The following is a 13,937-nucleotide window of genomic DNA, read 5'->3' on the forward strand; positions in this document are numbered from 1 at the left end:
CAGGCTCGCCGCCGGCGGACCCGCGCCGCGGGAGTCCCTCAATCTGCGGGTGGCTGCGCAACGCCGGTTCGGCAAATCAAGCCCCGCTCTGGGACGAGAGCCCGCGGGGTCCGGGGCAGAGCCCCGATCTTTTCCAGCCCCGCCGGCGATTGAGGCGCGGGGCCCGGGGCAGAGCCCCGCGACCGCAACACCGTCCCACCGCAACACATCGGCCTAACCTCACCGCATGAGCCTGACCACCTACTGCCCCGCCGACGGCACCCGCATCGCCGCCGGCTCCCTCACCTGGCGCTGCCCCACCTGCCACGGCCCCCTCGACCTCGACCACTCACCCACCCCCGGCCCCCTCAAGTCCCTCACCGGCCGCACCAGTTCGATGTGGCGCTACGCCGAATGCCTCCCCCTGCCTCGCCCGGACTGCACCCTCGGCGAAGGGCGGACGCCCCTCGTCCCGCTCACCGACGAGGTGGACGCCAAGCTGGACTTCCTCAACCCCACGCTCTCCTTCAAGGACCGCGGCGCGGTGATGCTCGCCGCGCTCGCCGTCCGCCTCGGCCCCGAGCGCGTCATCGCCGACAGCAGCGGCAACGCGGGCACGGCCGTCGCCGCCTACTGCGCCCGCGCCCGCCTCGCCTGCACGGTCTACGTCCCCGAGAGCACGTCCGAGAAGAAGCTGGAGCAGATCCGCGCCCACGGCGCCCGCCTCGAAGTGGTCCCCGGCGACCGCGAGGCCACGGCCCGCGCGGCACGCGCCGCCGCCGACGAGGACGGGGTGTTCTACGCCAGCCACGTCTACAACCCGTACTTCCTGCACGGCACCAAGACGTACGTCCACGAGATCTGGGAGGACCTGGGAGGCCGCCTCCCCGAGGTGCTGGTCCTCCCCGTCGGCAACGGAACCCTGCTGCTCGGCGCCGCACTCGCCGTCGCCGAACTGCACCACGCCGGGCTCATCGACCGCCGCCCCGCCCTGCACGCCGTGCAGTCCGCCGCGGTCGCCCCACTTGCACGCGCCTGGCAGGCCGGATCGGACGAGATCGTGGTCGACGACGCCCCGGCCCCGACCGCCGCCGAGGGCATCGCCATCCCGAACCCGCCGCGCGCCCGCCAGATCCTGCGCGCCGTACGGGACTCCGGCGGCGCCTTCCACACGGTGACGGAGAGCCAGATCCGGCACGCCCAGCTCGACCTGGCATCCCGCGGCCTGTACGTCGAGTCGACCAGCGCGGTGTGCTGGGCCGCGACCCGGGAGGGCGGCGCGCTCGGCGGCCGGAGCACGGTGGTCCCGCTGTGCGGCGCGGGACTGAAGTCGGGCCTCGCCCCCGACCCCGGAAACGTATGAATGCTCGAAGCGTGCTCCGATGTGTGAATGATGCACTACCTGGGCAAAGTCGCTGCGTAAAGGCCTCCGACGTCGGAAGTCATCACATCGAGTGATTCTTTGGCCTTTGCTTGCACGCCTCAACCCACGGTTGCCACGCTGTTGCTGTCTGTCAATCTGATGGGGATCTGAGGGGACGACCAGTGACATTCGGTGAGCAGCCGGCGTATCTCCGCGTTGCGGGCGACCTCCGCAAGAAGATCGTCAGTGGATCGCTGCCGCCGCACACCCGCCTTCCCTCACAGGCCAAGATCCGTGAGGAGTACGGGGTTTCGGACACGGTGGCGCTGGAGGCCCGCAAGGTCCTGATGGCGGAGGGGCTCGTCGAGGGCCGGTCCGGTTCGGGGACCTATGTGCGCGAGCTGCCGGTCCCGCGCCGCGTATCGCGCTCCGGCTACCGGCCGAGCAGTGGTTCCACACCGTTCCGGCAGGAGCAGGCCGACCCTGACGCGCGCGGAACCTGGGAGTCGCGCAGCGAGCAGATCGAGGCGGTCGCCTCCGTCGCGGAGCGGCTCGCGATCCGCGCGGGCGACCGCGTGATGCGCACCAAGTACGTGTACCGGGACGCGGGCGAGGCGATGATGCTCGCGACCTCGTGGGAGCCCCTCGCCGTGACGGGGCGCACGCCGGTGATGCTCCCGGAGGAGGGCCCGCTCGGCGGCTGCGGGGTGGCCGAGCGCATGGCCGCGATCGACGTGATCGTGGACAACGTGACGGAGGAAGTCGCCGCCCGCCCCGGCCTCGCCGAGGAGTTGAGCGCGCTCGGCGGCGTGCCGGGCCATGTCGTGATCGTCATCCACCGGACCTTCTTCGCCTCGGGCCGGCCGGTCGAGACGGCCGACGTCGTCGTCCCCGCGGACCGCTACCGCATCGCATACCACCTGCCGGTGAGATAGCCCGGTGGGACGGCCCGGGGAGACGGCCCGAGCGTGCCCGCGGGAGTGCCCGATGGCCGGGTCCCGCCGTCCGGGCCGTGTGATCCGGAGTTAACCGCGCCCCAACTCCCGTAACAGGCAGGCAATCGGGCGCTGCCGCAGTTTGTCATGTACGGCTCCTACCTTCCCTCTCCGTACGCAGTTGGTATACCGCCGACGGAGGAACGGGTAGCCGCCATGACCGAGACCGCCGTACCCCACGCAGACCCGGCGTCCGGGTCGCCCGCTTCAGGGCCCGACGGGCGGGCCCCCAAGCGCAGTTACGCCAAGCTGGCCGCCGACGAGTCCCGCGAGGACTTCTCGCTGCGCTACGCCCCGCACTCCTACCGGCGCTGGTCCGAGACCACGGTCGCCTCCACCGCCCTCGGCGGCATCGCCTATCTCGCGGACTTCGCGATCGGCGCGTCCATCGTCTTCACATACGGGTTCACGAGCGGGCTCGCCTCGATCCTGTGCGCGGCGACGATCATCTTCACCACCGGCATCCCGATCGCCCGCGCCTGCGCCAAGTACGGCCTGGACATGGATCTGATCACGCGCGGCGCGGGCTTCGGCTACTTCGGCTCGACGCTCACGTCCCTCATCTACGCCTCGTTCACCTTCATCTTCTTCGCGCTCGAAGGCTCGATCATGGCGCAGGCGATGCACGAGGTCGTCGGGCTGCCGCTGCCCATCGGGTACTTGGTGACCACGCTGATCGTCATCCCGATCGTGTTCCGCGGGATGGGCGCGCTCGCCAAGGTGCAGGCGTGGACGCAGCCGATCTGGCTGATCGGCCTGGTGCTGCCCTTCGTGATCCTGCTGTTCGACTCTCCCGGTTCCTTCGGCGACTTCACCAGCTTCGGCGGCACCGAGGGCGCGGGCAGCGGATTCTCCTGGATCGGCTTCGGGCTCGGCACCGGCGTCGCGCTCTCGCTCATCGCGCAGATCGGCGAGCAGGCCGACTACCTCCGCTTCATGCCGGCCAAGACCGAGGCGAACAGGAAGCGGTGGAATCTGGCCGTTCTGGCGGCGGGGCCCGGCTGGGTGATCATCGGCGCCGCCAAGCAGCTCGGCGGCGCGCTCCTCGCCTTCGTGGCCCTTGAGGCGGTCGGCAAGACGCACGCCCTCGAACCCATCGCGCCGCAGGTCGAGGCGCTCAAGCCGTGGCTCGGCTCGGTCGCCCTGCCGGTCGCCGCGCTCTTCGTGGTGGTGTCCCAGATCAAGATCAACGTCACCAACGCGTACAGCGGTTCGCTGTCCTGGTCGAACTTCTTCTCCCGCGTGACGCACCGGCACCCCGGCCGCGTCTGGTACATCTTCCTCAACCTCGCCATCGCGCTGACGCTGATGGAACTGAACATGTTCGCCGCGCTGAACAAGCTGCTCGGCTTCTACTCGAACGTGGGCATCGCCTGGATCGTCGCGGTCGCCGCCGACCTCGTCATCAACAAACGGGTGGGCTGGAGCCCCAAGTACATCGAGTTCAAGCGGGCGTACCTGTACGCGGTGAACCCGGCCGGATTCGGCGCGATGGTGGTCGCCTCGACCGTCTCGATCCTGGCGTTCTTCGGGATCTTCGGCGAGTACGCCGAGGCCTTCTCCACCTTCATCGCCGCCGGCCTCGCACTGGTCCTGTGTCCGCTCATCGCCTGGGCCACGAAGGGCAGGTACTACCTGGCGCGGCCGAACCCGGTGAACGGCCCGGACGTCGAGGTGGAGGACATCACCGCGACCCACGTCTGCACCGTCTGCGAGACGGCGTACGAACTCCCGGACATCGCCGACTGCCCGGCCCACTCCGGCCCGATCTGCTCGCTCTGCTGCTCCCTCGACGCCGACTGCGGCGACGTCTGCACCAAGCAGCCGACGGGGGAGCCGGTGCTGATGCCGATGCCGGAGGTGCGCACGCCCTGAGGGGCGCGACCGGACGACGGGCGGAGGGGGCGCACCCACGGGGGGCGCCCCCTCCGCCCGTCGTCCGCGTGTTCGGCCGGTGGCTTGTTGCGTATCTCTTTGTGCCAATCCGTATCCGGTGCGTAAAGGTCAGGCGTAGGCTCGGGCATATGCGGTTTGCGGTTTCCTCGGGGATGGGAGGCAGGGCGCGATGCGAGTCGAGGCCGGTGCGGCCAGGGAGGGGCGGGGCGCGATGAGCGACAGCACGGCCACACTTCCGTGGCAGGTCATCCGCGAGGACGACAACGGCAACCGCTACCGGGTGGGCCGTTACGCCACGAAGGCCGAGGCCCAGCGCATGGCCGACAGCCTCGACGACCGCAGGGGCCACGAGCCGACGTACTGGGTGGAGCGCCTGGGCCAGGGGCGGAACGGCACAGCGGTCTGACGGGGTCCTGGGGCCTGTCGTCAGACTCCCGTCTGCGTCGCGACGCCTGGCACGCACGCACCAGACGCCGCGACGCCGCCCTACGGGCGACGACGGGAGTCTGACGACAGGCCCTAGGCTCCGGCGCATGCCCCCTGAGTCACCAGCACCGACCGTCGTGGTCGCCGCGGCCCTGTACGACACCGATGAGCGGCTGCTCGCCGCCCGGCGCAGCGCGCCACCCGAACTCGCGGGCCGCTGGGAACTGCCCGGCGGCAAGGTCGAGCCGGACGAGAGCCCGGAGCGGGCGCTCGTCCGCGAACTGCGCGAGGAACTCGGCGTCGAGGCCGAACCGCTCGCCCGGGTGCCGGGGGAATGGCCCCTGAAGGCCGGATACGTCCTGCGGGTCTGGCGCTGCCACCTGCGCTCCGGCACCCCGCGCCCCCTTCAGGACCACGACGAGCTGCGCTGGCTCACGGCGGCCGAGGTCTGGTCCGTGGACTGGCTCGACCAGGACGTTCCCGCGGTGAAAGAGGTCCTGCGGGATCGCAGCTGACGGGGGCTTGTGCCCGCCTCCCACGCGCCACGCCTACGCCGTCCGTGCCACGGCGCACCCCACTTCGCGATAGCGCGCCACTCCGTCCGGGTATATCCCGATTAACCCTCTGAAACCGGACAGGGTCCTTCGCGGGCCAGGGATGTGATCCGCGTGCTCCACACTGAAGGCGACTGCGTCGAGTGGGCCTTTCCCGCCGACCCGTCGGCCGTTCGCAGGGCGCGCGCCGAGGTGCGTACACAGCTCGCCGACTGGGGGCTCGGGGAGCTCGCGGACCTTGCCGCGCTGCTGGTCAGCGAGCTGGTGACCAATTCGCTGCGGTACGCGTCCGGGCCCATCGGCGTACGGCTCGCCTGCCCGCCCGGCACCCCCCAAGTGCTCCTGGTGGAGGTCTCCGACCCGCTGCCCGACCCGCCGTGCGCCCGCACCGCGGCCCCCGACGAGGAGGGCGGGCGCGGGCTGCAACTGGTGACGGAGGTGTCCCGGCGCTGGGGTACACGGCCGGGCGGGGAGCGCTCGGGAGGGAAGACCGGGAAGACCGTGTGGTTCGAGCTGGCGCTGCCGGATTAGGAGCGGCCCGAGTGGGACAGACGCCGGTGTGAGGAAGCGGGTGTGAGATGCCGTGTGTGGGCGCACCCGCACCCTGGGTACGGAAACAGTCGGTCCCGACGGGCCAAAAAGCGTCGGGACCATGGTGTGATCGTGAACACCGTGTTGCGCGGCTCCGTAGTGCTGGATACTGCGTGCAGCCGCCTCGGTGACCGGTGCCGGACGCGGTGAGCTGGAGGGGACGGTTCGCGTGAGCGAGATACCAGCGAAGGGCAGGCTGTCCGAGGGCCGCTCGGACGCGGCGTCGGCGCCGCGCGCTGAGCGGGTGCCGCCGGGCGGTGACGCTCCCGATGCCGCGGGCACGGAGCGGGCGGAACCGATCCCGGAACCGGAAGCGGGCGCCCCGTCGGCGCTTCCCGAGGAGTCCTTCGGCCGGACCGACCTCTGGCAGGCGAGCCCGCCGGGTTCGATCTACGACTACATCAAGGTCGCCTCCTTCTCGATCGGCTCCGACGGGGCGATCGACCAGTGGAGCAGGCGGGCCGCGCAGCTCTTCGGGATTCCGGCCGAGGAGGCCGTGGGCAAGGACCCCATCGAGGCCTTCGTCGCCGCGGACCTGCGCGAGCGCGGCCACCGCAAGATGGCGGAGATCCTGGACGGGCAGGAGTGGACGGGCGTCGTCCCGTTCCGGGTGCCGGCATCCGCCCCCGCCGGGGAAGCGGAGCGGGATGCGGAGGCGCCGCGCACGGCGGGCGCGGGTGCGACGGGGCTCGCCGAGATCTACGTGATGCCGACGACCACCGAGTCCGGCGAGCGGGCCGCGGTGTGCATCGTCGTCGACGTGCGGACGCTGCGGCACATCGAGACGGACCTCGCCGCCTCGCAGGCCATTTTCGGCCAATCTCCCTTCGGCTTCCTGCTGTTCGGCACCGACCTCAAGGTCCAGCGCACCAACCGCACCCTGACCTCGGTCTTCGGCGGACACGTCGACGACCACCGCGGCCGCACCGTCCACGACTACCTGCCGCGCCACGAGGCGGACCGCGTGCAGGGCGCGCTGCGCCGGGTCCTGGAGACGGGCGACGCGGTCACCGACATGCAACTGGTCGGCCCCGCCCCGGAGTCCACCGAGCGGCGGCACTGGTCCATCAACCTGTACCGCGTGCACAGCGGTTCGGGCCGCCCCATCGGCGTCGCCGGACTCGCCACGGACGTCACGCGCAGGCACGCCGCCGCCCGCGAGGCCGCGCACGCCCGCCGCAACCTGGCGCTCCTCAACGAGGCGGGCTCCCGGATCGGCAACTCCCTCGACCTGGAGACCACCGCCCGCGAACTCCTCGACGTCGTCGTCCCCGGCTTCTGCGACCTCGCCTCCGTCGACCTGTACCAGGGCCTGCTCGCCGGCGACGAGACGCCGCCGGGCCTCGCCGACGGCAGCGCCGAACTGCGCAGGGTGGCCGCCGCGAGCGCCGTCGCCGACGTGCCGTTCCTCGATCTGGGCGGCGAGGCCCCCGTCAACGTAGGGGCGGTGCACCGCTTCCCGTTCAACTCGCCCTGTGCGGACGCGCTGCGCACCGCGCGCCCGCAGACGCTGCCCACCGAGCAGCGCGGCCTCGTGCAGTCCACGCTCGCCGTGCCGATGGTCGCGCACGACACGGTCGTCGGGCTCGTCCAGTTCTCCCGGACCAAGGGCAGCGAGCCGTTCAACGAACGGGACCGGGCGCTCGCCATGGAGCTGGCCGCGCGCGCCGCGGTCTGTATCGACAACGCGCGCCTGTACCGCCGCGAGCACGAGCGCGCGCTGATCCTCCAGCGCTCCCTGCTGCCGCCGGACGACCCGGAGGCGGCCGGCCTCGACATCGCCTGCCGCTACCGGCCGGGCAACGCCGCGACCGAGGTCGGCGGCGACTGGTTCGACGTCATCGAACTCCCCGGCCACCGCACCGCGTTGGTCGTCGGCGACGTCATGGGCCGCGGCCTGCGCGCCGCCGTCGCCATGGGTGAACTGCGCACCGCCGTACGGACCTTGTCCCTGCTCGACCTCGAACCGGCCGAAGTGCTCAGCGCCCTGGACGAGATCGCCCGCGGCCTCGGCACCCCCGGCGGCGCCCAGCAGGGCACCCGCCAGGCCCGCACCGCCCGCTCCTTCGGCGGCGAGGACCTCTCCGAGGTGTACCTCGCCACCTGCGTCTACGCCGTGTACGACGCGGTCACCCGGCGCTGCACGTTCGCCAACGCGGGCCATCTGCCGCCGGTCCTCGTCGAGCCCGGCGAGAGCGCGCTCATGCTCGACGTGCCGCCGGGGATGCCGCTCGGCGTCGGCGGCGAGCCGTTCGAGGAGGTGGAGGTGGAGCTGCCGGAGGGCTCGCTGCTCGCCCTCTACACGGACGGCCTGGTGGAGTCCCGCGACCATCCGCTCGACGAGGGCCTCTCGGCCTTCCGCAACGCGCTCGACGATCCCTCCCCGGCTCTTGAGGACGTCTGCGACCACGTCCTCAACACCCTCGACACGCATCACGGCGAGGACGACATCGCGCTGCTCATGGCCCGGGTGGAGGGGCTGTCGAGCGGGAACGTCGGCGACTGGACGCTGCCGCGCGAGCCGAAGTCGGTGGGCCGCGCCCGCGAGTACGCGCGGGCGCAGCTGCTGAGCTGGGACATGGAGAGCCTCGTCGACACGACGGAGCTGCTGGTCAGCGAGCTGGTCACCAATGCGCTGCGGTACGGCGAGGGAGACATCAGGCTGCGCCTGCTCCTCGACCGGACGCTGGTGTGCGAGGTGTGGGACGCGGGCCTCGTGCAGCCGCGGCGGCGCCGGGCGCGGGACACGGACGAGGGCGGTCGCGGACTTCAGCTCGTCGGGCTGCTGAGCGCGGCGTGGGGCTCGCGCCGGACGCCGCGCGGGAAGACGGTCTGGTTCGAGCTGCCGCTGCCGGACGGGGAGACGGGCCTGGCGGATCCGACGGAGGCGCTGCTCAGCCTGTTCTGACGGGGGCGCCCGTCGGGCCGCTCACTCGTGGACGTGGTGACGCCGACCACATCCCCACGACCCCCTTTGCATGGTCATGCATCATCATGCATACTCTTCCTATGTCCAAGGTCCTCACATCCCTCCCGGCCGGCGAGCGCGTCGGCATCGCCTTCTCGGGCGGCCTCGACACGTCGGTCGCCGTCGCGTGGATGCGTGACAAGGGCGCCGTCCCGTGCACGTACACCGCCGACATCGGCCAGTACGACGAGCCCGACATCGACGGCGTACCGAGCCGAGCGAAGGCGTACGGCGCCGAGATCGCGCGTGCCGTCGACTGCAAGGCCGCCCTGGTCGAGGAGGGCCTTGCCGCGCTGACCTGCGGCGCGTTCCACATCCGCTCCGGCGGTCGCGCGTACTTCAACACGACGCCGCTCGGCCGCGCGGTCACCGGCACGCTCCTGGTGCGGGCGATGCTGGAGGACAACGTCCAGATCTGGGGCGACGGCTCGACGTACAAGGGCAACGACATCGAGCGGTTCTACCGCTACGGCCTGCTCGCCAACCCGAACCTGCGGATCTACAAGCCGTGGCTCGACGCGGACTTCGTGACCGAGCTCGGCGGCCGCCAGGAGATGTCGGAGTGGCTGGTCGCGCACGGCCTGCCCTACCGGGACTCGGCGGAGAAGGCGTACTCCACGGACGCCAACATCTGGGGCGCCACGCACGAGGCGAAGACCCTCGAGCACCTGAACGTCTCCCTCGAGACGGTCGAGCCGATCATGGGCGTCAAGTTCTGGGACCCGTCGGTGGAGATCCCCACCGAGGACGTCACGATCGGCTTCGAGAAGGGCCGCCCGGTCACGATCAACGGCAAGGAGTTCGCCTCCGCCGTCGACCTGGTGATGGAGGCCAACGCGATCGGCGGCCGCCACGGCCTGGGCATGTCCGACCAGATCGAGAACCGGATCATCGAGGCCAAGAGCCGCGGCATCTACGAGGCGCCGGGCATGGCCCTCCTCTTCGCCGCGTACGAGCGCCTGGTCAACGCGATCCACAACGAGGACACGGTCGCGCAGTACCACGCGGAGGGCCGGCGCCTCGGCCGCCTCATGTACGAGGGCCGCTGGCTCGACCCGCAGGCCCTGATGATCCGCGAATCGCTCCAGCGCTGGGTCGGCGCGGCGATCACCGGCGAGGTCACGCTGCGCCTGCGCCGCGGCGAGGACTACTCGATCCTCGACACGACGGGCCCGGCGTTCTCGTACCACCCGGACAAGCTCTCCATGGAGCGCACCGAGGACTCGGCGTTCGGCCCGGTCGACCGCATCGGCCAGCTGACCATGCGCAACCTCGACATCGCCGACTCCCGCGGCAAGCTCGAGCAGTACGCGACCCTCGGCCTGCTCGGCGAGGGCAGCCCGGTCGCCGGCGCCGCCCAGGCCGCGGTCACGGGCCTGATCGGCACCATGCCGGAAGGCGGCGCCCAGGCCATCGCCTCCCGCGGCGAAACCTCCGCGGAGGACGAGGCCCTGGACCGCGCGGCCATGGAATCCGGCACGGACTGACTCCGTCAGGTGACCAAAATCTAGCCCCTGCGGCGCTTGAGCAGCGGGGTCCGGGGCGGAGCCCCGAGTCGTGAGCGCCGTCGCGGCGGGGATCAACTCCCGCCGCGGCGGCGGATTTTATTGCCCAGCCAGACCACCGGATCGTACTTACGGTCCGCAGCCCGCTCCTTCAGGGGGATCAGGGCGTTGTCCGTGATGTGGATGCCCTCGGGGCAGACCTCCGTGCAGCACTTGGTGATGTTGCAGTAGCCGAGGCCGTGGTCGTCCTGGGCGGTTGTTTTGCGGTCCAGGCCCGTGTCGGCGGCCGCGTCCAAGGGGTGCATGTCGAGTTCCGCGACGCGCATCAGGAAGCGGGGGCCCGCGAAGGACGCCTTGTTGTCCTCGTGGTCGCGGACGACGTGGCAGGTGTCCTGGCACAGGAAGCACTCGATGCACTTGCGGAACTCCTGCGAGCGGTCGACGTCCTCCTGCATCATCCGGTACTCGCCGGGCTGCACCCCGGCGGGCGGGACGAAGGCCGGGACCTCGCGGGCCTTGCGGTAGTTGAAGCCCACGTCGGTGACGAGGTCGCGGACCACCGGGAAGGCGCGCAGGGGCGTCACCGTGATCGTGTCGGTGCGTTCGAAGACCGACATGCGGGTCATGCACAGCAGGCGTGGCCGCCCGTTGATCTCCGCCGAGCACGAACCGCATTTGCCCGCCTTGCAGTTCCAGCGGACCGCCAGGTCGGGGGCCTGCGTCGCCTGCAGCCTGTGGATGATGTCGAGGACCACCTCGCCCTCGTTCACCTCGACCTTGAAGTCCTCCAGGCCGCCCCCGCCGACGTCGCCCCGCCACACCCGGAAGGCCGCCTCGTAGCTGCTCACTCGAAAAGCTCCTCTTCGGCCAGGTACTTCACCAGCTCCTCCTTCTCGAACAGGGCGAGCAGGTCGGGGCGGATGGGTTCGGTCGTCTCACGGGTGAGGGTGATCTGGCCGCGAACCGGGTCGGTGGCCGCCAAGCCGCCCGTGGGGTCCCGGAGCTGGCAGAGCAGGTTCGCGCGGCGCCACTCCCGGTTCATCCCCGGGTGGTCCTCGCGGGTGTGCCCGCCGCGCGACTCCGTGCGCTCGAGGGCGGCCCGCGCCACGCACTCGCTGACCAGCAGCATGTTCCGCAGGTCCAGTGCCAGGTGCCAGCCCGGGTTGAACTGCCGGTGCCCCTCCACCCCGGCCCGCCGCGCCCGCACCCGCAGATCCGCGAGCTTGCGCAGCGCCTGCTCCATCTCGCCCTCCCGCCGGATGATCCCGACGAGATCGTTCATCGCCTGCTGGAGTTCCTGGTGCAGCGTGTACGGGTTCTCGGGCGTGACGCCCTCCTCCTGGCCCTCCGCCGAGAAGGGGCGAAGCGCCTCCGCCGCCGCCGTGTCGATCTGCTCGTCGCCCACGACCGGACGGGCGACGCGCGAGTCCGCGTACGACGCCGCGTGCAGCCCCGCCCGCCGTCCGAACACCAGCAGGTCGGAGAGCGAGTTGCCGCCGAGCCGGTTCGACCCGTGCATGCCGCCGGCCACCTCACCGGCCGCGTAGAGCCCCGGCACACCGCGCGCCGCCGCCGTGTCCGAGTCGACCGCGATACCGCCCATCACGTAGTGACAGGTCGGCCCGACCTCCATCGCCTCCGCCGTGATGTCGACGTCCGCCAGCTCCTTGAACTGGTGGTACATGGACGGCAGCCGGCGCCGGATCGTATCGGCGGGCATGCGGGTGGAGACGTCGAGGAAGACGCCGCCGTGCGGCGAACCCCGGCCCGCCTTCACCTCCGCGTTGATGGCCCGCGCCACCTCGTCCCGCGGCAGCAGCTCAGGGGGCCTGCGGTTGTGGTCCGGGTCCTCGTACCAGCGGTCGCCCTCCTCCTCCGACTGCGCGTACTTCTCCTTGAAGACATCGGGCACGTAGTCGAACATGAACCGCTTGCCCTCGGAGTTGCGCAGCACACCACCGTCGCCGCGCACCGACTCGGTGACCAGAATCCCCTTGACCGAGGGCGGCCAGACCATGCCCGTCGGGTGGAACTGCACGAACTCCATGTTGAGCAGCGGCGCCCCGGCGAGCAGCGCGAGCGCGTGCCCGTCGCCCGTGTACTCCCACGAGTTCGACGTCACCTTGAAGGACTTGCCTATCCCGCCGGTCGCGAGGACCACGCTCGGCGCCTCGATGACGAAGAAGCGGCCGCTCTCGCGCTCGTAGCAGAAGGTGCCGGAGACCGCGCCCGCCTCGTCCTTCAGGACCCGGGTGACCGTGCATTCCTGGAAGACCTTCAGCCGGGACTCGTAGTCGCCGGTCTCCTTGAAGTCCTCCTGCTGGAGCTGGACGATCTTCTGCTGGAGCGTGCGGATCAGCTCGAGTCCCGTACGGTCGCCGACGTGCGCGAGCCGCGGATACTCGTGCCCGCCGAAGTTCCGCTGCGAGATCCGCCCGTCCCTCGTCCGGTCGAACAGGGCGCCCCAGGTCTCCAACTCCCATACGCGGTCGGGTGCTTCGCGCGCGTGCAGCTCCGCCATCCGCCACTGGTTGAGGAACTTGCCGCCGCGCATCGTGTCGCGGAAGTGCACCTGCCAGCTGTCCCCGGAGTTCACATTGCCCATGGAGGCGGCGATGCCGCCCTCCGCCATCACCGTGTGGGCCTTGCCGAACAGCGACTTGCAGATCACCGCCGTACGCGCCCCTCGCTCACGCGCCTCGATCGCGGCCCGCAGCCCCGCGCCACCGGCGCCCACCACGACAACATCCCACTGCTGCCGCTGCACTACAGACATCAGAAGAACCTCGGATCATCGAAAGCACCGGACGCGACCAGATACACGTAGAAGTCGGCGAGTGCGACGCTCACCAACGAGGCCCAGGCAAGCAGCATGTGACGGGCGTTCAGCTTCCCCACCCAGCCCCACAGCCGGTAGCGCACCGGGTGTTTCGAGAAGTGCTTGAGGCGTCCGCCCACGATGTGCCGGCACGAGTGGCAGGAGATCGTGTACGCCCAGATCAGCACGATGTTCAGCAGGAAGACCAGCGTGCCGAGGCCCATGTGGCCCCACTCGTAGTTCTCGTCGCGGAACGCCAGCACCGTGTCGTACGTCAGGATGCAGGCGACGAGAACGGCCGCGTAGAAGAAGTAGCGGTGGATGTTCTGCAGGATCAGCGGGAACTTCGTCTCGCCGCTGTACTTCTTGTGCGGCTCCGCCACCGCGCAGGCCGGCGGCGACGCCCAGAAGCCGCGGTAGTAGGCCTTGCGGTAGTAGTAGCAGGTCAGCCGGAAGCCGAGCGGGAAGATCAGGATGAGCAGGGCGGGGGACAGGCCCCACCAGCCGCCGAAGATCTCCCAGTTGGGGCCGCCCCGCATCGGTTCGCAGTTGTCCGCGAGGCACGGCGAGTAGAACGGCGAGACGTACGGGGCCGCGTAGTAGTCGGCGTTCGCGAAGGCCCGCCACGTCGAGTAGACGATGAAGGCGAGCAGTCCGCCCGCGGTCACGGCCGGGGCCAGCCACCAGCGGTCCGTGCGCAGATGGGGCGCGGCGATCGCGGCACGCGTCCGGCCTCGGACGCCGGTGCCGCCTTCGGTATGGGGGTCTTCGGTACTGGTGGGTTCCGTGCCGGTGGCCAACGAAGCCTCCGCTCGCAGGGACGGGGGACGGGGAGTGCAAAG

At 70.9% G+C, this 13,937-nt stretch carries 11 protein-coding genes; 8 read left to right on the top strand and 3 right to left on the bottom strand.

All coding sequences use genetic code 11. From position 1 onward, the window contains the following. The first annotated feature begins 226 nt into the window (after positions 1-226). From ACFV9W_RS22575 to argG, 8 genes are all read left to right on the top strand, one after another. A complete protein-coding gene (locus tag ACFV9W_RS22575) occupies positions 227-1,342 on the top strand; it encodes a threonine synthase (protein WP_385763610.1) in 1,116 nt (371 codons plus the stop codon). Between the two features lie 182 nt (positions 1,343-1,524). Beyond that, entirely contained in the window at positions 1,525-2,277 is a 753-nt protein-coding gene (locus ACFV9W_RS22580) for a GntR family transcriptional regulator (RefSeq protein WP_385763612.1), read from the top strand. 216 nt (positions 2,278-2,493) lie between these two features. Beyond that, positions 2,494-4,212, top strand: coding sequence for a purine-cytosine permease family protein (locus tag ACFV9W_RS22585; protein ID WP_385763614.1), 1,719 nt, complete (start codon positions 2,494-2,496; stop codon positions 4,210-4,212). A gap of 232 nt (positions 4,213-4,444) precedes the next feature. Next, the gene (locus ACFV9W_RS22590; RefSeq protein ID WP_385763616.1) at positions 4,445-4,639 is read left to right on the top strand and encodes an SPOR domain-containing protein; all 195 of its coding nucleotides are present in this window, start codon (positions 4,445-4,447) and stop codon (positions 4,637-4,639) included. Positions 4,640-4,766: 127 nt separating this feature from the next. After that, positions 4,767-5,174 carry a (deoxy)nucleoside triphosphate pyrophosphohydrolase gene (locus ACFV9W_RS22595; protein ID WP_385763617.1) on the top strand — a complete coding sequence of 136 codons (408 nt, stop codon included), beginning with the start codon at positions 4,767-4,769 and terminating at the stop codon, positions 5,172-5,174. A gap of 144 nt (positions 5,175-5,318) precedes the next feature. After that, the gene (locus ACFV9W_RS22600) at positions 5,319-5,744 is read left to right on the top strand and encodes an ATP-binding protein (protein ID WP_385763619.1); all 426 of its coding nucleotides are present in this window, start codon (positions 5,319-5,321) and stop codon (positions 5,742-5,744) included. Positions 5,745-5,931: 187 nt separating this feature from the next. Next, entirely contained in the window at positions 5,932-8,712 is a 2,781-nt protein-coding gene (locus ACFV9W_RS22605; protein ID WP_385763621.1) for a SpoIIE family protein phosphatase, read from the top strand. A 101-nt stretch (positions 8,713-8,813) separates the two neighbouring features. Next, a complete protein-coding gene (argG, locus tag ACFV9W_RS22610) occupies positions 8,814-10,259 on the top strand; it encodes an argininosuccinate synthase (RefSeq protein ID WP_385763623.1) in 1,446 nt (481 codons plus the stop codon). Positions 10,260-10,351: 92 nt separating this feature from the next. On the opposite strand, the gene ACFV9W_RS22615 is transcribed toward argG, so the two are convergent. Genes ACFV9W_RS22615 through ACFV9W_RS22625 form a run of 3 tightly spaced genes read right to left on the bottom strand, consistent with a single transcriptional unit; the run spans position 10,352 to position 13,895 of the window. Further along, complete coding sequence (locus tag ACFV9W_RS22615) at positions 10,352-11,125, bottom strand: succinate dehydrogenase/fumarate reductase iron-sulfur subunit (protein WP_385763625.1); 774 nt, start codon at positions 11,123-11,125, stop codon at positions 10,352-10,354. Then, on the bottom strand, positions 11,122-13,053 hold the full coding sequence (locus ACFV9W_RS22620) for a fumarate reductase/succinate dehydrogenase flavoprotein subunit (RefSeq protein WP_385763627.1): 1,932 nt from the start codon (positions 13,051-13,053) through the stop codon (positions 11,122-11,124). The genes ACFV9W_RS22615 and ACFV9W_RS22620 overlap by 4 nt, the downstream gene beginning before the upstream one ends. Further along, a complete protein-coding gene (locus ACFV9W_RS22625) occupies positions 13,053-13,895 on the bottom strand; it encodes a hypothetical protein (protein WP_385763629.1) in 843 nt (280 codons plus the stop codon). The genes ACFV9W_RS22620 and ACFV9W_RS22625 overlap by 1 nt, the downstream gene beginning before the upstream one ends. Between the last annotated feature and the right edge of the window lie 42 nt (positions 13,896-13,937).

The organism is Streptomyces sp. NPDC059897 (assembly GCF_042730865.1).
In the GTDB taxonomy this organism is placed as follows: Bacteria; Actinomycetota; Actinomycetes; order Streptomycetales; family Streptomycetaceae; genus Streptomyces.

Excerpts from the sequence above, each read along its gene's own strand:
- ACFV9W_RS22575 (WP_385763610.1), top strand. The coding sequence starts at position 227 with ATGAGCCTGACCACCTACTGCCCCGCCGACGGCACCCGCATCGCCGCC.
- argG (WP_385763623.1), top strand. The coding sequence starts at position 8,814 with ATGTCCAAGGTCCTCACATCCCTCCCGGCCGGCGAGCGCGTCGGCATC.
- ACFV9W_RS22595 (WP_385763617.1), top strand. The coding sequence starts at position 4,767 with ATGCCCCCTGAGTCACCAGCACCGACCGTCGTGGTCGCCGCGGCCCTG.
- ACFV9W_RS22585 (WP_385763614.1), top strand. The coding sequence starts at position 2,494 with ATGACCGAGACCGCCGTACCCCACGCAGACCCGGCGTCCGGGTCGCCC.
- ACFV9W_RS22620 (WP_385763627.1), bottom strand. The coding sequence starts at position 13,053 with ATGTCTGTAGTGCAGCGGCAGCAGTGGGATGTTGTCGTGGTGGGCGCC.
- ACFV9W_RS22590 (WP_385763616.1), top strand. The coding sequence starts at position 4,445 with ATGAGCGACAGCACGGCCACACTTCCGTGGCAGGTCATCCGCGAGGAC.